Here is an 18,320-nt window from a genome sequence, read left to right as displayed (position 1 = left end):
CCACGATGCCAGCGCGCGGCCGGACGGGCATCGGACAAATGGACTAGACGCGGCCCGGCGGCGTCAAGCGTCTAGTGCATTTGGACGATGGACGAGGCCGCGACGGGCGGCGATGATGCCCCGACCAACCAGACACCAACCAGACAACGGGGACAGGAGCGCGCCGCACATGCTGAAGATCGTCCAGACGCTTGCGATGGATGGCGCCCGCGTGACGCCAGCGGAATACCTCCCCGCGTTCGCGGCGAGGCAGGTGGAAGCCGATTTCCGGGTCGTGCACTGCACGAGCGAGGATGAGCTGATTGCCGCCTGCGCCGACGCGGACATCGTGTTCGGGCAATGCAGTGTCCAGCGCTTCAGCCGGCGGGTGCTCGCCTCCTTGCGGGCGTGCCGGATGATCGTGAGCATGGGCATCGGCTTCGAGAATCTCGACCGAGAAGCGGCCAGCGAGGCCGGCATCCTCGTGGCCAACGTGCCCGACTTCTGCCTGGAGGAAGTGGCCGATCACACGCTCGCGCTGATTCTCGCCTGCACACGGCGGGTCGTGGCCCTGCATGGCTCGGCGCGGGAAGGAGGCGGCGGCGACGCCATTCAGCGCTTGCGTCAGCATCATTGGCCGCGCATGCGGCGGCTGCGCGGCCGCACGCTTGGCCTTGTGGGCTTCGGCGCCATTGCGAGGGCCGTGGTTCCGCGCGCGGCGGGCTTTGGCCTGAACGTCATCGCCTGCGACCCGTATGTCGATGCGGGCGCGATGGCGCTGGCCGGCGTCAGTGCCGTTTCGCAGGACGAGCTGCTGGCCCATGCCGACATCGTCTCGCTGCATGTGCCGCTCAACGACGGCAACCGGCATCTGCTGGGCGCCGCGGCCTTTGCGCAGATGAAGCCCGGCGCCATCGTCATCAATACGGGGCGGGGCGGACTGATCGACCACGCGGCGCTGAGCATCGCGTTGCGCGATGGCCTGGTCGCGGCCGCGGGACTCGACGTGACCGAGCCGGAGCCGCTGCCGCCGGAGCACGATCTGTGGACCCTGGATCAGGTGGTCATCACACCGCATTCGGCGGGGATTTCGCCGGAAGCGATGAGCGCGCTCGTGCAGCGGCCTTGGCAGGAGACCCTGCGCTTGCTCGATGGCGAGTGGCCGGCCGGATGGATCAATCCGGAGGCCCAGGCGGCGTATCAGGCCAGGTGGCGCTGAGCGTGCCGGGCATGTGCGTGTTCCTGCTTCGCGTGGATCGGCTGCACCGTGCCGCTGGCGGTCTTTTCGGCCATCGTTGATTGTCCGCGCCCATGGCCCACCACCTCGTCCGCCTGATGGACGCCTTGTTCGCAAGCACGCTGGACACCCCGCCGTGGACCGCGTTCCTCGAGGCGCTGGGGCGCTACATGCCGTGCCAGCATCCCACGCTGGTGTTGCGCAAGCCGCGTCCGGGCGATCCGGGCGTGGTCGTGTCGGCCGATGCGCATACCGATGCGATCGTCGCGCTGCAGGAGCGCGTGTTCCGCGATTCGCCGTTTCTGGAGTTGCCGCAGGGCGAGGTCTGCGTCCTCAGCGAGATGATGAGCCCGGCCGAGTTGGCACGGCGCTTTCCGGTCTACCACGCGTATCTGCACGAGTACGGCGAAGTGATCGACTTGATCGGGCTCGATCTCGCGGACCCTGCCACCGGGATGATCTTCCGCTTGCGCGGCGCACGCCGGCAAGGCGAGGCGCGTTTTGGGGAGGCGCAGCGCGGGTTGCTGGAAGCGCTCGCGCCGCGCCTGCAAACCGCCTTCGCGATCTATGCGCGCCTCGCGCATCAGCAGTATCGGTTGCGCGTACTCGACGACACGGCGGAGCAGTTGACCGTGGGCTGTCTCGTGTTGAACGAGGACGGCCGGGTGCTGCTGAAAAACGCGGTGGCCGACCGGTGGCTCGAGCAACAGGATGGATTTGCGATCCGGGAAGGGACGCTCCATTGCACGGATACCCGAAGCGAACGGGCGATGCGCCACGCGCTCGCGACGGTGCTTGCCGCCGGCGATGCGGCGCAGGGCGCTTCTCAAGTGTTTCGTGCGGCTCGCGGCGGCGGCGCGCAGTCATGGAGCGTGCTATGCCGGCCGCATCGCGTGCGCGCGGGCCTCGGCGACAAGACCACGGCAGCCGTGCTGGTGCTGATACGCGATGCCAACCAGCGCCCTGAAATTTCCGTAGGCGTGCTGATCGAATTGTTTCGCCTCACACGGGCGGAAGCCGTGCTCGCCACGCGTCTGGTGCAGGGGGAAAGCGTCAAGGAAGCGGCGGCGTCACTGGGGATTTCCCACTACACCGCCCGCGCGCAGCTTGCGGCCATCTTCGGCAAGACCGATACGCATCGGCAGCCGCAACTGGTCAGCCACATTCTGCACACGGTGCACAATCTCTGGCCGTGAGGCGATGCGCGGGCAGGCAGCTTACTGGCTGCCTCGGCCGAAATCGGCGCCGCGTGCAGCGTCATCGGCGCCGACGACTGGCAACGGTGGGCGGCCAGTGCGCGAGCGCTTCGCGCGCCGCGCATGGGCCGTTTGAAGAGGCGTATCAGGCCTCGGAGACGGAGGGCAGCGCTTCGAGTTCGGCGAGCTTTTCGCGTTCGTCCAGGTACTGCGAACGATAGCCCGAGTTCACGCCCCAGTAGTAGAAGCCGAGCGAGATGATCGCGACCACCAGCATGTCCCAGCCGTAGGGAATGACGTCATAGCCGCCGAACTGCTTGCTGCCGATCAGCGAGATGAGCGCCATCACCGGCAGGTAGGCGCACAGCCACCATGCGGCCTTCAGGTCGCGGCCCCAGCCCGCCCAGCCCGCCTTGCCCTGGAAGTAGAAGTACACCGGCAGCGCGACGACCATCAGCAGAATGATCTCGCCGGTCAGCGGCCACTTCGCCCAGTACAGGATCATCGATGCGCACACGAACGCGAACGGTGCGATGACCTTCATGAACGGCACGGTGAGCGGACGCTCCAGATCGGTTGCCGCGCGCTTGAGCGCCATGAGGCTGATCGGGCCGGTGAGATACGAGATCACGGTTGCCACCGAGATCACGGCCGCGAGCGAGCTCCAGCCGCGGAAGAAGAACATGAAGATGAACGAGACGAGCAGGTTGAACCACATCGCGTTGCGCGGCACGCCGTAGAACGGGTGCACGTTGCCGAACATCTTCGGCATCGTGTTGTTGCGCTCCATCGCGTAGATCATGCGCGAGGTCGTGGCCATGTAGGTCGTGCCGGTGCCGCTCGGGCTCACGAACGCGTCCACGTAGAGCAGGATCGCCAGCCAGTTCAGGTTCAGCGCGATCGCGAGTTCAGCGAACGGCGACTTGAAGTTGAAGCTGTTCCAGCCGTTCATGACATCCGCGGGACTGACCGCGCCAATGTACGCGATTTGCAGCAGCACGTAGATCACGAGCGCGCAGAGGATCGAGCCGATCACCGCGAACGGCACGCTCTTCGACGGATTACGCGCTTCGCCGGCGAGGTTGATCGGGCTCTGGAAGCCGTTGAACGCGAACACGATGCCGCTGGTGGCCACGGCCGTGAAGACCGCCGACCAGCCATAGGGTGCGAAGTCGGTCGACTGGCCGAAGTTCTCGTGATGGAAACCGGCAGCCATCAGACCGGCAATCGTGAGACCGGGGATGATGAACTTGAAGATCGTGATGACACTATTGGCGCGCGCGAACAGCTTCACACCCCAGTAGTTGAGCATGAAGTAGATGATCACGAGCAGCGCGGAGAGGAACAATCCCGATGAAGTGAGCTCGCCATTCACGAACAGCGCGTGCGCCCAGGGGTAGGGCCAGGTGCTCATGTACTGGATCGAGGCTTCGGCTTCGATGGGGATCACCGAGACGATGGCGATCCAGTTCGCCCAGGCGCTGATGAAACCAACGAGTGCGCCGTGCGAGTAGCGCGCATAGCGGACCATGCCACCCGATTCGGGGAACATCGCGCCGAGTTCGGCATAGGTGAGCGCAATGGCGAGAATGACCACGGCGCCGATGATCCATGCGCAGATGGCGGCGGGACCGGCGATCTTGGCAGCCTTCCACGCGCCGAACAGCCAGCCCGAACCGATGATCGACCCGAGGCCGGTGAACATCAGCGCGAACGGGCCGATATGTCGTTTAACTGAACTACTCACATCGTCTCCTTATCTCCAGACTCGCAAGGTATCGCTGCGACTTGCGTCCGATCCTTGTTCTCGTCACACGCATTTTCGCCACGCCTTCAATGCATGTATGCGCATTGAAAGGCCGCGTGCGGCCAGGTGGCTACAAATGCCGAAGGCGGATACTCGTGCGACTTGCCCTGGTGCGTCCAATGCTGATTACACATAGCGCCATGCGAAAATTGCATGATGAACATAACAGCGGGAATATATAGGGAGATTGGCATGCGCTTCACGCGCATGGAGTCGTGCAGAACATATGCATATTCATTTATTTCGCACGCGTGTTCAGGACGATCAGGCAAAAGAAGCGGATTTTTCGGTATGGCCTGTTGTACTCGCCTTGCATAGACTCGTTCAATTAATGCTCGTCCGCCCGAGCCGGACGTCGCCACCCTCACAGCACAGAAAAGGCCGAACGACATGGTACAGATTGTGGTGAATGGTCAGCGCCATCAATTCGATGGTGATCCCGAGATGCCCTTGCTCTGGTATCTGCGCGACGAGCTTGGGCTCACGGGCACGAAGTTCGGTTGCGGCATGGCGCTGTGCGGCGCATGCACGGTGCATCTCGATGGCGAGCCCACGCGCGCGTGCGTGACCCCGGTCGGTTCGCTGCAAGGGCGCAGCGTGACGACGATCGAGGCCATCCACGAGCAGAAGGTGGGGGCCGCCGTGCAGGCCGCGTGGATCGAGGCGCAGGCGCCGCAATGCGGCTACTGCCAGTCGGGGCAGGTGATGTCGGCGGTGGCGCTGCTCGCGACAAAGCCCAGTCCCACCGACGCCGACATCAACGACGCGATGAGCGGCAACATCTGCCGCTGTGCGACCTATCAGCGGATTCGCGCGGCGATCCATTACGCATCGGAGGCGCTCAAGCATGCGTGACGCTATCCGTGGCAAAGGCGCGGCACAAGGCGGGGCCGCTCAATCAACCGCACAAATCCTCGGCGATGGCGCGCGCGCGACGCTCACGCGGCGCCAGTTCCTTGCGGGCATGTCGGCGCTGACGCTTGCCGTCGGGTTCCGCGGCGGGCTCGCGGTGGCGGCGTCGCTCGATCCCGCGAAACTGCCGTTCGAGCCCAATGCGTTCATCCGCGTGGATGCGCACGGCATGGTCACGGTGGTCTCCGAGTATCTGGAGATGGGCCAGGGCACCTTCACGGGCCTGGCGACACTGGCCGCCGACGAGCTCGACGTGCCGCTCGACAAAGTGACGGTCGTGCCTGCGCCGGCCGACGTCAAGAAGTACGCGAACCCCATGTTCGCTTCGTTTGGCTGGACGCTGCAGGCCACCGGCGGCAGCACGGCGATGGCGGGCGCCTGGAAGCAGATGCGCGAGGCCGCGGCGGCCGCGCGCATGATGCTGGTGGCCGCCGCCGCGAAGGCGTGGAAGGTGGACGCCGCCACGCTCCATGTCGAAAACGGCACGATCGTGCACGCCGCATCGGGACGCCGAGCGGATTACGGGCAGTTCGTTGCCTCCGCCGCGCGCGAGAGCGTGCCGGCGAGCGTGGTGCTCAAGCAGCCCGGCGAATTCAAGCTGATCGGCAGTCCCACGACCCGCCGCGTCGATGTCCCGGAGAAGGTGAACGGCTCGGCGATCTATACGCAGGACATCAAAGTACCGGGCATGCTGGTGGCCGTCATTGCGCATCCCCCGCGGCTGGGCGGCAAGGTCCAGCACGTGGACGCGAGCCAGGCGAAGGCGATCAAGGGCGTGGTCGCGGTGGTCGAGGTGCCCGGCGATGGCGAAGTGCAGGGCGGTGTGGCCGTGCTCGCGCACAACACCTGGGTGGCCCGCCAGGGGCGCGACGCGCTGAAGATCGCTTGGGACGACAGCCATGCCTTCGCGCTGAGCTCCGATGACATCTACAAGCAGTTTCGCGCGCTCGCCGACCAGCCTGGCGTAGTCGCGGAAAGCCGCGGCACGGTGCTTGGCGCGGCGCCCGATGGCGGCAAGTATCTTGAAGCAGTTTATGAGCAGCCCTATCTTTCGCACGCGACCATGGAGCCGCTCAATTGCCTCGTGCGTCTGCAGGGCGGCCGCTGCGAGATCTGGAACGGCGAGCAGTGGCACACGGGCGACCAGGCGATGGCCGCGCAGGAACTCGGTCTGAAGCGCGAGCAGGTCACCATCCATCAGCTTTATGCGGGCGGCAGCTTCGGCCGCCGCGCGAATCCGCACTCGGACTATGTGCGCGAGACGTGCCGCATCGTGCGCGCGGCGCACGCGCAGGGCATCGACGCGCCCATCAAGCTCGTGTGGATGCGCGAAGACGACATGCGCGCGGGCTACTACCGGCCGCTCACGGTCCACAAGGTCCGGGTCGCCGTCGACAAGGCCGGCAACCTCGTGTCGTGGCATCACGATGTGGTCGGGCAGAGCTTCATGCAGTTGCCGAAGCCGGATTCGGTCGATCCCGTGCTCGTCGAGGGCGCGGCCGACATTCCCTATGACATCCCGAACTTCAAGGTCACGCAGCATGCGCCGAAGCTGCCAGTCCAGACGCAGTGGCTGCGCTCGGTTGGCCACACCCATGCCGCCTTCGTCGGCGAAACCATGATGGACGAAGCGGCGCGTGCGGCCGGTAAGGATCCCTATGCATTTCGTCATGCGCTGCTGGCGGCCAAGCCGCGGTATCGCGGCGTGCTCGACCTCGCGGCGCAAAAGGCGGGCTGGTCCACGCCGCTCGCGGCCGGGCCGCAAGGCACGCGGCGCGGCCGGGGCATCGCGCTGCAGTTCGCGTTCGGGACCTATGTCGCGCAGGTGGCCGAAGTGACGGTGCAGCAGGACGGCTCGTTCACGGTCGACCGCATCGTCTGCGCGGTCGATTGCGGGACGGTGGTCAATCCGGATATCGTCGCCGCGCAGGTGGAAGGCGGGATTGGCTTCGGTCTCACGTTCCTGCGGGCCGGCATCACGTTCGACAAGGGGCACGTCACGCAGGGCAATTTCAACGACTACCCCGTGCTGCGCATGAATGGCATGCCGGTGGTCGAAGTGCATATCGTGCCGTCGAAAGAGGCGCCCACCGGCATCGGCGAACCGGGTGTGCCGCCGGCCGCGCCCGCGGTCGCGAATGCGCTTGCGGCCGCTACCGGCGCCACCATTCGCGCGCTGCCGCTCGGCGATACGCTGCGCCCGGCCTGATGCACGCCGAAACTGCCGCGCCGGGCTCGCGCGCGGTCAGCGGCTATTCACGAGAGACTGCGCGCGCGCGTATTGGGATTCGGGGATTCGGGGATTCGGGGATTCGGTCAAGACCTTAAAGCCGGGCATTCCCGCTCCAGCATCTGAACGGTCTGCACCATGACGTCCCTGAGCTCGCCCAGCCAGTTTTCTTCCGCTGGCCAGCGGCGTTCGTCGGCCACCGGCACGTAGAAGCGCCTGACCAGCCGGTGTAGCGCCGCGCCCCCGATATTGGCGCTAACGCCGAGCAGCGAATGCAGCGCTTCGTGCGCGTCGCCCAGGTTGTTCGAGACAACGCTTGCGTCAATCCGGTCGAGCAGGGCGTCGAGCGTCAGAAGGTAGTCGCCCAGCAACTCCATGAGCAAACCATCGCTTTTCAATTCCTGAAGGCGTTCTGGATCGAGGAAGGTTTCGGCGCGAATGACGGGGCCGTGGTCCCCGGCCCCGGCCTTGTCCGCAGCAGCCGAGGTCGATACCGGCGACTGCAGGTCCGTCACGCCAGAACCCAGGTGCTGGATCAGCTTCTCGAACAGAATCGAGCCGCGGACCGGCTTGGTCATCACATCGTTCATTCCTGCGTTCAACGCCGATTCCACGGTGACGGCATCCGAGTACCCGGTCAATGCAATGACCGGTATCGTGCCGAGATCCCCTGAACAAGCACGGATCGCCTGGGTCGTTTCGAAGCCGCCGAGCCCGGGCATGTTCAGATCGAGCAATATGACATCGCATCGCTGCCCGTCGGCAATCATGTCGAGCACGGCCTGCCCATGGTTCGCCTCGATGACCCGCATGCCGTATTTTTCCAGCCAGCCGCGTGCGATGCGCCGGCCGTATTCGTCGTCGTCGGCGAGGATGGCCGTCTTGCCTGCCAGCACGGCGCCATCGGCAGCCGGCCGGTCGAGGCACGATTGCAACGCCCGCACAAGCTCGGCGTGTTTGCACGGCTTGGAGATCATGCCCGACATGCCCGCTCTCTCGATCTTCATGCGCACGAGGTGTGGTGGCTCGCTGGTGCAGGCGAGGACCGGCACCGACTGGTGCCCGGGAACCGCCCCGCTGCGCAGCAGCGCCGTGGCGGCATAGCCGTCGAGCACGGGCATGCGCAAGTCCATCACCACGAGGTCGTAGCGCGCCTGCCGCATACGGTCAATCGCGCTTTGGCCGTTGTTGGCCTCGTCGATCTCCATGCCGAGACCGGTCAGCTGCATGCGCATCGTATCGCGCTGCATGGCGTCGTCGTCGACGATCAGAATCCGCTTGCCCGCAAGCACCGCGAGCGAGCCTCGCGCAAGGGCTCGGCCCGGCTCGTCCTTGACGGCCTGTGCCGCGCGCGGAAACCGCAGGGTAAACCGGGTGCCTTTCCCTTCGACCGAGTCGCAGACAATATCGCCATTGAACGCGAACATGACCCGTTTGCAATAAGCGAGACCCAGGCCCGTGCCACCGACCTTGCCCGATGTCTGGAACGATTCGAACAGGCGCGGCAACACGGATTCCGGTATGCCAGGGCCGGTATCGGTCACGAAGACCTGGTGCTGATCCACGGTCACGACGAGCTTCATCTCGGGATAAAGCCGGTGGTAATAGAGGGCGTTCTTGAAGAGGTTGAACAGGACGAAGATAAAAAGCGTCTCTTCGCCGCGGAAGGTGAAATCGTCGATGACCGAGAGCGACACGATCTCGCGCTCTTCTTCCGTTTCGTACGCGTATTCGGCCAGCGCTTTTTGAACGGCATCCGATGCGCGAATGAGCGCAAACCGGTTGGTATCGATGGCTTTGGCGTTCACCTCATCGAGCGTCATCGCAATGACCTGCAGGCCACGCTCAACGGCGAGTTGGCCCTGTGACAGATAAGCGTACAGGTCGTTAATCTGCTTGCGCGCCATGGGCTGCATGCTGGGGGCCGTCGTGGGCTCGGGTAGCGCCCGGCTTGCCATATCGAGGCTGTACTGGATACGGCTCAGCGGCGTACGCATTTCGTGGGCAATCGACCCTGCCAGGGCGGTCGCGACACGCAGCTTGGCATCCTGCAGTTGTCGTTCCGAAAACTTGAACAGACTTCCGCCGACTACCACGAGAATGAACGTGGGCAAGCGCGCGACATAATCCACCGGCAAATGCGGATCAGGCGTGGTCGCGACGTAGAGTGCCACGCCGAGGCCCGTCCCGAGACACAGCATGGCGACCGTGTTGCGCCAGTCCGTTAGCAGTACGAGAAAGAACACCGCCATGAAGCTATCGGCGATGAAGACAAGATCGCCGTGATTCTTCAGTGACATGTACACATGGAAGAACGGCAAGCAGTAGAGCACCGCCGCGTACGACCATGCGATGTGGTATTTCCTCAGCCGGGCGGGCCAGTACTCGGGCAGCGCCATCGCCGCACACGCAGCCGATGCAATCAGCCTGACGGTCAGACTCTCGTACGGTTGCGGAAGAACGCGCGTATAGATCAGATAGAAGAGCGGGTATCCAACGGCGCCCACGAAGCCCGCATATCTGAGAATTCCTTTCCTGGAGCGGCAGTAATCTTCGTAACAGGCAAAGAGCTTGCGTAGATATTTCATGGGCGCGCACCCGGATCGATGGCCGGGAAGCTGTCTCGTGGGCCTGGGATCAATGTGAATCGGGGGAGGCGCCCCGTCCGGAAGTCGCTCCCCCGTGATGCTATGCGTGTCGCTGCGCGACCTGTTCCAGCATCTGTCCGGTCAGGAACAGCGTCGTCTCAGCCGTCGATCGAACCAGCGCCTGGTCGGCAGGCGTCTTTGCATATCGATCGATACACTCTTCCACCTGCACGATGTGCTTCTTGTCGATCGTTGAGTGGGCAACAAAGAACGACATATTCCTGTCGGTAAGCGAAAGGTCGCTGCGAATCTTGCCGAGCGCATCCCCGATATGCTCGTACACGCTTTCCGCCCAGAAGCTATAGCCAAGACGTGCAACGGGACCGTACTTCAGCGCCACGAAATACAAATAGCCGATCAACGCCTCTGTCGCCGGAAGTGGCGCGCGTCCTAGCGCTTCCCTGTCAAGCAGGCCAATGCTTTCGAGGTCGTGGGTGGCCATGCGCTCATGTCCGAGCTCTTCTGCTGCGTGCTGATACGCAAATTTCAGCAGCCCCTCCGGCGCGCTTACGAATGCCGTGGCGGCCTGGTTCATCGAATTGTGCTTCGTGTAATGATGGATCTCGATCATCAAATCGCGATAGAACTCCCTGGATACTGGCCTGTTCATCACGTGATGCCAGAACTGGCCGCGCTTGATCTGTGCCCAGTGCTGATTGACCGTTTCCCGCAGGGAGTGAATGAATTCGTTTTGCATCGCGTTCTTCCTTGATTATGATTTGTCAGCGGCGTTATCAAACAATCGAAGGTCTGGCGGCATCGCTGCCCATCAGGGCTCGCGATACGTCGGGAACCGCACCGTGGATCAGTGTATAGGTCTTGTCGGCTCCGGCCAACGGCACATCCGTGGCGAGTGCTGAAAACCCGAACCGGCGGTAGAGCCGGCTCAGCACATGCGAGCAGGATGCATGGAAATGCTTGACGTTGGAGTTTTCGCAGACGAAGCACAGCGCCAGTACCAGGCATTTCTTTAGCAGGTCCTGGCCATGTCTGAACGCAGGGTCAACTACGAGGCGTCCCACTTCCCAGCTGTCTTCCAGCAGCGAAGGATTGATTTCCACGCCTTTCTGCAGCGTTTCCGTTAGCGTCAGCTCATGCGTCATCGGCACGAAACGCATTGTACCGATCAGCTGGCTGTCCAGTTCGAACGCGACGGAAATTCCGATGTCGTCTCTTTTTTTTCGTCAGTGTAGAAATGCGGATTCAGTCTCGCATGGACCGCAAGATCAATTTCTTGCCGCAGACGTTGCACTGCGCGGATTTCGGATGAACTGCTGAGGTGCCGCAAAACGAGTTCTTGTGCCGCGAGTGGCGGCGGCATGGCCGGCAAAGGATTTCGTACCTGAAACGTTTCCAGTAGCATGGTTTCCCCTTGTTATTAAGCGAGCGCCAATAACGCCCCGGTTGTCCGGAGTTCGAAGCACCGCATGGTCGCGCCATTGCTGACGAATCGTAACGTGGTCGCGCCGCCCGTCTGAGCTGACGCGCCATCATTCCCGGCTCGAGGATGCCAGATCCGCGATGGCCAGGGCATGGACCGCATTCGCCAATGCAGCCGGCATTACCACATCTAGAACAATAGCGCGCATATCTGCAAATAGCACCAATTTTTGATGGTACTGATGCTGTTTGCATAGTTTATGTATCGACAAACGCTTCCAAACCGGATGGTTGTACCAGAGATTAACATGTCCGCAAGGTCACTTCCGCCCAGCGGACTGGCCGGCGCCGAGTGCTTCGAGCAACGGCCGCAGGGCATCCAGTTCCGCGCCGAAGCCGCTCCAGTCTCCCGCCTTCAAGCGCTCGATGGCGCGGTCATAGTGGGCAAGCGCCTCGCGCGCGCGGGCGTCCACGGTGCCTTGCGGTGGCGATGCCGCCTGCGCGGTCTCCTTGAAGAGCGCCGCCAGCGCTTCACCCAGGGTGTCCTCCATCACCACGCGGTCGCCGTAAGCGGCAATCACGCGCTTCAACTCCGGCAACTGACCGGACGCCGCGCGCAAATAGAGCGGAGACACGTAAAGGATCGAGTTCTCGATCGGCACCACCACGAGATGGCCGCGAATGACGCGTGAGCCCATCTGATTCCACAGCGAGATCTGCTGCGAAATCTCGGTGTTCTGCTGAATGCGCGCTTCGATCTGAAACGGCCCATAAACCAGTTTGTCCTTGGGGAACGTATAGACGACGAGCTTGCCGTACCCTGGGGAATCGCAACGCGCCGCTAGCCAGGCAATCATGTTCTCGCGCTGGCTCGGCACCATCGGCAGCATGAGGATGAATTCGGCGCGTGCATCGCCGGGTAGCCGCATGATCGTGTAGTACGGTGGCATCGTGGTGGCGGCGCCCTCGCCATCCATGCCGACCAGCTCGCGGGGAAACTGCCACAGATCCTCGCGGTTGTAGAAGACCTCCGGCACATCCATGTGCCAGGCGCGATAGAGCTGCGCCTGGATCAGGAACAGATCTTCGGGGTAGCGGATATGCTGCCGCAGCGCGGGCGGCATCGCGTCCAACGGCTTGAACACACCCGGGAAGGCGCGCGCGTAGGTGCGCAGGAGCGGATCGGCGGGATCGCTGACGTAGAAGTCGACCGTGCCGTTGTAGGCGTCGACCACGATCTTGACCGCGTTGCGGATGTAATTGGCGCCGTTGCCGAAACCGGGCCGCGAGTAAGGAAACCACTGGCTGACCGTGTAGGCGTCTTGTATCCAGAACAGACGCCCGTTGCTTGCGACAACATAGGGATCGTGGTCCAGGCTCAGGAACGGCGCGATCATCCGTACGCGGTCCTGAATATTGCGGTGAAGCAGGATGCGGCTCTGGTCTGTGATATAGCCGCTCAGGAGGATGTTGGGATCGTCGAGTTGCCAGGCGAAGAGCATGCGTCGCGCCGCACCGCCGATCGCGATGCCGTCGCGCCCGCTATATGTCGTGTAGGCATTGTCGGCGCCTTTGGGAAAGTCGAATTCAGCGACATTGCCATTCACGATGACGTAATCCTGCCCGCCTTCACTGAAATAGAGACGCGGCTCGCGAATGACCGGGCCGCCGTTGGAGACGGGCGGAATATCGCGCAGATAGAAAGAGGGTAAGCCTTCGGTGGACTTCTCGGTGACGGGCGACATCACGACGCCAATGCCGTGTGTGAAGATCAGGTGCAGGTTCACCCAGGTTTGGGCGTTGGGCGGCAGCATCGCGGGATCCAGTTCGCGCGCCGACAGCATCACCTGCCGATAGCCGGAGTCGAGCTGATAGCGGTCGATGTCCACCGAGAGAAATTTGTAGTAAGTCCTGATCTCTTGCAATTGCGCGTAGGTATCGAGCAGCGGTTGCACGTCCCATAGCCGGATGTTGTCGATGGTCGCCCGATTGGCCTGCAGCGAGTCGAGCGTCAATCCCTGCTCGGCTTCAAACGGTTTAACCTCGATCTTCGCGAGGCCATAAGCCTCTCGCGTGAGCGCGATCGTGTGGGCGATATAGGGCGTTTCCAGTCTCAGCTCGCTCGGCTTGACATAGAAGCGCTGAAACAGCGCGGGATAGAGCACCGCGAACACAAACGCGCTGCCGAATACGAGCAGCACGAGCACGGCGGGCTGCAGATAGCTGCGCCGGCGCATGTTGATCCAGAGGGCGACGGCTGAGGCCGCCGCCAGGCCCACCAGCATCCACAGAACCGGCAACTCGACGTGCACATCGGTATAGCTCGCGCCGACCACTACGCCGTTGTCGCCATAGAGCAGCAGAAAGCGCTCGAGCCACCACGACCAGGCCTTCACCGCGAAGAACAAGCCGAGCAGTGCCGAAGCATGCGTGATGGCGGCGGACGAGAGCGTCCGGGGCGGCCGCTCCAGCGCGATGTCGCCGCGCAGCCCGTAGACAGCACCCGCAACGATCGCACTCCAGAAGATCAGCCACAGCAGCCAGCTTTTGAGCGCGAGATACGCGGAGAGCGAGAAGAGATAAAAGCCGATGTCCCGCTCGAAAACGGGATCGCGCTCGCCGACTGGCACTTGATAAATGAAGCGAAGGGCGACGTCCCAGCTCGAGATTTCGCTGGCGGCAATCATGAGCCCCAGGACGACCGCGGCGCAGGCAATGCTGAAGCGCCAGCGAATGCGCGGCGCGACCAGTTCGGCCAGTTCGACCAGATCGCCGGTGAATTCGGTTGCACCGGACGGACGGGCTGCCACGGCCCGCAAGATGGCGACGCCCCTCGCGTAACGATGCGCCAGAAACCCCGACAGCCCCAGGGCGCATGCGGAGACGGCGAACACGACGGCAAACAGCAGTGCTTTCGCGGAAAAGACCGTCCAGAAAACGCCGCTATAGCCGATCGAAGCGAACCACAGCCAGTCGACGAGGATGCCGGTGATGCGTCCGACGACGATCAGACCGGCGACGATGGCGATCGCCGTGATTGCATACCGTCTCAGGCGCCCGCCGGGCTTCGCTCCCGAGCGCATAGTTCCTCCTGTGCTGGCCGCCGGCATCGAAGAAGCGATCTACGTCGGGGCCGCGTTCGCCATGAGGAGCTGCGCCAGATTGCCGACCGCCGCCGCGGCGTGTTGCTTGATGCGCTCCCGCGCGTCAATGACATCCGGCGCATCGCGATACTGTGAGATGGCGCCGAACGGGTTGAGCCGCGTCTCCTTTGCCCAGCCCGCAAGCGCCGGCCAGGCCATGCGTGCGCGCTCGCTCGCGAGCGTCGAGAGGAAAGCGCTCAGATAGTCCACGTTGGCATCCCAATACGCGATCGGCGGACAGAGCCGGTTCTTCTCTTCGTCGTTCTCCAGCAGGGCCTCGATCACGCCAAGCATGGCGTACTGGTAGCATGCGAACCCCCACAGGAAAGGCTGGATGGTTACGCGGCCCGCCTCGAAGATCGGGCGCAGGGGGCGGCGCATCAGCCCTCTCGACGCGCAATGGATATGCACCGCCGCCTCGCTTGTGGGCACGCGGCCCTCGTCGAGCACGATCTCATCGCGCTCGATTCTGCGTACGTGGCCGAGACGCACGACATCGCGGATCTCGCGCAACAACGCCAATTCGGCCTCGCTGATTACCGCGCCGCGAAACATGCTGGGCGCGACGCCGGGATCGACGCGAAGGAAGAATTTTTCCGCTTCGAGCCGGGCGAAGAGATCGTCGATGGAAGCAGCCTGGGCCATTGCCTCGAGCTGAATCGCCATGCCGCGATAAGAGACCGGCAGCTGCGCGAGCGGTTGCTGGAACTGGCGGTTCATCCACCAGGCCTCCCGGGGCTTGATCCAGCGGATGGACGACGCGGGCACGTTCTGTTCGAGCAGCCACACGCAGGTGTCGAGGGCGGTCTTGCCCGCACCGATGACGACGAAACGCTCCGGCCGCTCCGTGATGCGCGCTATAGCCCCTGCGGGAATGCAACGAGCGCCGTCTGCGACTTCGAAAGGAGGCGCGCTCGTTGCGGGCACCGTGCCTTCGAGATACGTGGTGTCCACAACCTTGCGCCGCACACGCACTTGCCATGACCTTTGCCCGACCTGCGAGACGAAACGGTCATTGCCGAGGTACTCGCTGCAGGGGAAGTAGTGGACACGTCCGCTCGGCAGAAAGCAGTGGTGCATGACGTGAGCGAAGTAAGCGCGAATCTCGTCGGCGCCGGCGAGTTCGTAGTAGCCCGCATTCGTGCCTGCCGTATCGAGGACGTCCTGCCCAAGCGGCATGGAGCTCACGCCATAGAATGCGGACGGCTGGTGGAGACGGACATAGGGATAAGCGTCGATCCAGTGTCCGCCAGGCGCGTGGCGGCGATCGACAATGGTCAGGGTTGCGTCGGAATGCGTCAGTAACGCGTCGGCAAATGCCATCCCGGCGGCTCCAGCACCGACCACGAGATAGTCCGTTTCCAGCGTTTCATCTGACATTATTCGCTGCCGCCGTCATTGCACATGGACAGGGTCGCGTGGTTGTGCGGGGGAATTGCACAAGGCTGCAACGGCGTGTGATTCGTTAAGGCTTGCTATGAGGATAGGAGTAAAACGAGCGAGTGTCGCCGTCAAATGACAGGGGCGGGAAGTGAGATCAGTTGACCCGCTGCGGCAACCCAGGACAGCAATGAGTGTTAGTGTTTCGGAGCTATTTCCCGACACGGATCGACCGATCCGTACACAACAGGAGAAGACATGACGGAACCCGGCAACATCGAGTTGACCCGCCACCTGCCTCACGCGAGCGCGCGCGTCTGGGCCGCACTGACCGATCCGGTCATTCACGCGAAGTGGTGGGCCGCCGGCGACGTGCGCGCGAGCGTGGGGCACCGGTTCACGCTGGACATGGGGCCGTGGGGACAGCAGCCCTGCGAGGTCGTTGCCGTCGAGCCCGAGCGCTTGTTCGCCTGCACGTTCGCGGCGGGCGCGCTGAACACCACGATCACGTGGCGCCTCGTGCCGGAGGGCGAAGGCACGCGCCTGACGCTGGAGCACAAGGGATTCGACCTGGATGCGCCGATGGGCAAGAGCGCATACGAGGGCATGGGCCGTGGCTGGCCGGGTGTCATCGGGCGGCTTCAGGGCGTGCTGGCGTCCGCCTGAGGCATCGCCGCGCCAGCCGGCGGCCAGGCGTGAAGCCGTTACGATTTTTCCGGCAGGAACCAGTTCATCACGAGCGCGCAGATGCCGCCCGTGGCCACGCCCGACTCCAGCACGTTCTTGAGCGCGTGCGGCAGGCTCGCCAGGATCTCGGGCACCTGCGAGACGCCGAGGCCCAGCGCCAGCGAGACCGAGATGATCAGCAGCGCGCGGCGGTCCAGCCGGATGCCGGCGAGGATGTTGATGCCCGAAGCGGCCACCGCGCCGAACATCACCATGGCCGCGCCGCCCAGCACGGGCTCGGGCACGGCTTGCAGCGCGCCGGCGACCGGTGGAAACAGGCCGAGCACCACGAGCATGCCCGCGATCCAGATGCCTACGTGGCGGCTCGCGATGCCGGTGATCTGGATCACGCCGTTGTTCTGGGCGAAGACCGAGCTCGGGAAGGTGTTGAACACGCCGGCCAGCAGCGAGTTGGCGCCGTTCACGAGCACGCCGCCCTTGATGCGCCGCATCCACACGGGGCCTTCGACGGGCTCTTTCGAGATCTTGCTGGTGGCCGTGACGTCGCCAATGGCTTCGAGCGAGGTGACGAGGTAGATGATCAGCATCGGCACGAACAGCGACCACGAGAAGCCGAGGCCGAAGTGCAACGGGGTCGGAATCTGAAAGAGGGCGGCTTCGCGCGCGCCGGTGAAGTCGAGGCGGCCCATGGCGCCGGCCACGACATAGCCGATCGCGAGCGCGATCACGAGCGCCGTGCTGCGCACCCAGACGATGGGCACGCGGTTCAGCACGATGATGGTGGCGAGCACGACGCAGGAGAGCGTGAGGTTCTCGGGGTTCGCGAAGGTGCCCTTGGCGATCGCGCCGTAGCCGCCGCCCATGCTGATGAGGCCGACCTTGATGAGGGTGAGGCCGATCAGCAGGACCACGATGCCGGTGACGAGCGGCGTGATGAGCCGCTTGATGAAGGGCAGGATGCGCGAGACGCCCATTTCGACGAACGACCCGGCGATCACGACGCCGAAGATCGCCGACATCACCGTGGTGACGGGCGTGCCCTGCTTGACCATCAGGCTGCCGCCCGCGATGAGCGGGCCGACGAAGTTGAAGCTCGTGCCCTGCACGATCAGCAGGCCCGCTCCCAGCGGCCCGAAGCGCTTGCACTGGAGGAAGGTGGCGATGCCGGAGATCACGAGCGACATCGAGACGATCAGCGTGGTGTCGCGGCTAGAGACGCCCAGTGCCTGGCAGATCAGGAGGCCCGGTGTGACGATGGGCACGATGATGGCCAGCAGGTGCTGCAGGGCGGCGACGAAGGCGAGGGTGGGGGCGGGCCGGTCGTCGGGGCCGTAGACGAGGTCGTGGGCGAGTTCGGCGTCGTCGGCGGCGCCGCGCGAAGCGGGTTGGGCGGCGGGTTGGCTGGAGGCGGCAGGCTGCATCGGGGAACGGCGGTCAGGGAAGGTGAAGAGGGAAAAGGCACGAAAGTGCGAGATTTTAACGGCAAGACCGTGCTTGCGCCTCGAAAAGCAACGCGGGGCATACTGAACGGAGCACACTATTCGTGCAGCGCGATGCATCGAATAAGTCGATTCATATGATTGCGGCGGCAAGGAATCGCGGGGCCGGGTTGTTCCACTGCTTTGAGCCGAAGGCGACACATGACGCTTCCGTTCTTCACGATCGGCCACTCCGATCACACCCTCGACGACTTCATCGGCCTGTTGACCGGCGCCCAGCCA

13 protein-coding genes are annotated in these 18,320 nt (G+C 63.8%); 5 read left to right on the top strand and 8 right to left on the bottom strand.

Annotated elements, in window-relative coordinates; genetic code table 11:
* The first annotated feature begins 169 nt into the window (after positions 1-169).
* Together BO1_RS51145 and BO1_RS14645 are read left to right on the top strand one after the other, a co-directional pair.
* Positions 170-1,198: a C-terminal binding protein gene (locus BO1_RS51145; protein WP_052409468.1), complete on the top strand. Its 1,029-nt coding sequence runs from the start codon at positions 170-172 to the stop codon at positions 1,196-1,198.
* 92 nt (positions 1,199-1,290) lie between these two features.
* On the top strand, positions 1,291-2,412 hold the full coding sequence (locus BO1_RS14645) for a helix-turn-helix transcriptional regulator (RefSeq protein WP_028218185.1): 1,122 nt from the start codon (positions 1,291-1,293) through the stop codon (positions 2,410-2,412).
* 145 nt (positions 2,413-2,557) lie between these two features.
* On the opposite strand, the gene BO1_RS14640 is transcribed toward BO1_RS14645, so the two are convergent.
* A complete protein-coding gene (locus BO1_RS14640) occupies positions 2,558-4,159 on the bottom strand; it encodes an APC family permease (protein WP_028218184.1) in 1,602 nt (533 codons plus the stop codon).
* Positions 4,160-4,609: 450 nt separating this feature from the next.
* Between BO1_RS14640 and BO1_RS14635 the strand changes: the two genes are divergently transcribed.
* Positions 4,610-5,074, top strand: a complete 465-nt coding sequence (locus BO1_RS14635) for a (2Fe-2S)-binding protein (RefSeq protein WP_028218183.1) — start codon at positions 4,610-4,612, stop codon at positions 5,072-5,074.
* A 109-nt stretch (positions 5,075-5,183) separates the two neighbouring features.
* Complete coding sequence (locus BO1_RS14630) at positions 5,184-7,340, top strand: xanthine dehydrogenase family protein molybdopterin-binding subunit (RefSeq protein ID WP_245643801.1); 2,157 nt, start codon at positions 5,184-5,186, stop codon at positions 7,338-7,340.
* A 107-nt stretch (positions 7,341-7,447) separates the two neighbouring features.
* On the opposite strand, the gene BO1_RS14625 is transcribed toward BO1_RS14630, so the two are convergent.
* The 6 genes from BO1_RS14625 to BO1_RS51140 all read right to left on the bottom strand — a co-directional run bounded on the left by BO1_RS14625 (position 7,448) and on the right by BO1_RS51140 (position 15,912).
* A complete protein-coding gene (locus BO1_RS14625) occupies positions 7,448-9,949 on the bottom strand; it encodes an ATP-binding response regulator (RefSeq protein WP_028218181.1) in 2,502 nt (833 codons plus the stop codon).
* 100 nt (positions 9,950-10,049) lie between these two features.
* Entirely contained in the window at positions 10,050-10,706 is a 657-nt protein-coding gene (locus tag BO1_RS14620) for an iron-containing redox enzyme family protein (protein WP_043284885.1), read from the bottom strand.
* 37 nt (positions 10,707-10,743) lie between these two features.
* Positions 10,744-11,127 (bottom strand): GNAT family N-acetyltransferase, encoded by a 384-nt coding sequence (locus BO1_RS14615; RefSeq protein WP_245643798.1) that lies wholly within the window; start codon positions 11,125-11,127, stop codon positions 10,744-10,746.
* Positions 11,128-11,135: 8 nt separating this feature from the next.
* A complete protein-coding gene (locus tag BO1_RS59125; RefSeq protein ID WP_156992258.1) occupies positions 11,136-11,372 on the bottom strand; it encodes a hypothetical protein in 237 nt (78 codons plus the stop codon).
* A gap of 337 nt (positions 11,373-11,709) precedes the next feature.
* Positions 11,710-14,472, bottom strand: coding sequence for a UPF0182 family membrane protein (locus BO1_RS14610; RefSeq protein ID WP_028218178.1), 2,763 nt, complete (start codon positions 14,470-14,472; stop codon positions 11,710-11,712).
* A gap of 39 nt (positions 14,473-14,511) precedes the next feature.
* On the bottom strand, positions 14,512-15,912 hold the full coding sequence (locus tag BO1_RS51140; protein ID WP_043284883.1) for an NAD(P)-binding protein: 1,401 nt from the start codon (positions 15,910-15,912) through the stop codon (positions 14,512-14,514).
* A 258-nt stretch (positions 15,913-16,170) separates the two neighbouring features.
* Between BO1_RS51140 and BO1_RS14600 the strand changes: the two genes are divergently transcribed.
* On the top strand, positions 16,171-16,578 hold the full coding sequence (locus tag BO1_RS14600; RefSeq protein WP_028218177.1) for an SRPBCC family protein: 408 nt from the start codon (positions 16,171-16,173) through the stop codon (positions 16,576-16,578).
* Positions 16,579-16,616: 38 nt separating this feature from the next.
* On the opposite strand, the gene BO1_RS14595 is transcribed toward BO1_RS14600, so the two are convergent.
* Positions 16,617-18,020 carry a uracil-xanthine permease family protein gene (locus BO1_RS14595; RefSeq protein ID WP_028218176.1) on the bottom strand — a complete coding sequence of 468 codons (1,404 nt, stop codon included), beginning with the start codon at positions 18,018-18,020 and terminating at the stop codon, positions 16,617-16,619.
* Positions 18,021-18,320: the final 300 nt, after the last annotated feature.

It is taken from the genome of Paraburkholderia oxyphila NBRC 105797 (assembly GCF_000685075.1).
Lineage (GTDB): Bacteria > Pseudomonadota > Gammaproteobacteria > Burkholderiales > Burkholderiaceae > Paraburkholderia > Paraburkholderia oxyphila.
This window is presented reverse-complemented; position numbering and strand designations above follow the sequence as displayed.

Excerpts from the sequence above, each read along its gene's own strand:
- BO1_RS51145 (WP_052409468.1), top strand. The coding sequence starts at position 170 with ATGCTGAAGATCGTCCAGACGCTTGCGATGGATGGCGCCCGCGTGACG.
- BO1_RS14645 (WP_028218185.1), top strand. The coding sequence starts at position 1,291 with ATGGCCCACCACCTCGTCCGCCTGATGGACGCCTTGTTCGCAAGCACG.
- BO1_RS14635 (WP_028218183.1), top strand. The coding sequence starts at position 4,610 with ATGGTACAGATTGTGGTGAATGGTCAGCGCCATCAATTCGATGGTGAT.
- BO1_RS14630 (WP_245643801.1), top strand. The coding sequence starts at position 5,184 with ATGTCGGCGCTGACGCTTGCCGTCGGGTTCCGCGGCGGGCTCGCGGTG.
- BO1_RS14625 (WP_028218181.1), bottom strand. The coding sequence starts at position 9,949 with ATGAAATATCTACGCAAGCTCTTTGCCTGTTACGAAGATTACTGCCGC.
- BO1_RS14620 (WP_043284885.1), bottom strand. The coding sequence starts at position 10,706 with ATGCAAAACGAATTCATTCACTCCCTGCGGGAAACGGTCAATCAGCAC.
- BO1_RS14615 (WP_245643798.1), bottom strand. The coding sequence starts at position 11,127 with ATGCGTTTCGTGCCGATGACGCATGAGCTGACGCTAACGGAAACGCTG.
- BO1_RS59125 (WP_156992258.1), bottom strand. The coding sequence starts at position 11,372 with ATGCTACTGGAAACGTTTCAGGTACGAAATCCTTTGCCGGCCATGCCG.
- BO1_RS14610 (WP_028218178.1), bottom strand. The coding sequence starts at position 14,472 with ATGCGCTCGGGAGCGAAGCCCGGCGGGCGCCTGAGACGGTATGCAATC.
- BO1_RS51140 (WP_043284883.1), bottom strand. The coding sequence starts at position 15,912 with ATGTCAGATGAAACGCTGGAAACGGACTATCTCGTGGTCGGTGCTGGA.
- BO1_RS14600 (WP_028218177.1), top strand. The coding sequence starts at position 16,171 with ATGACGGAACCCGGCAACATCGAGTTGACCCGCCACCTGCCTCACGCG.
- BO1_RS14595 (WP_028218176.1), bottom strand. The coding sequence starts at position 18,020 with ATGCAGCCTGCCGCCTCCAGCCAACCCGCCGCCCAACCCGCTTCGCGC.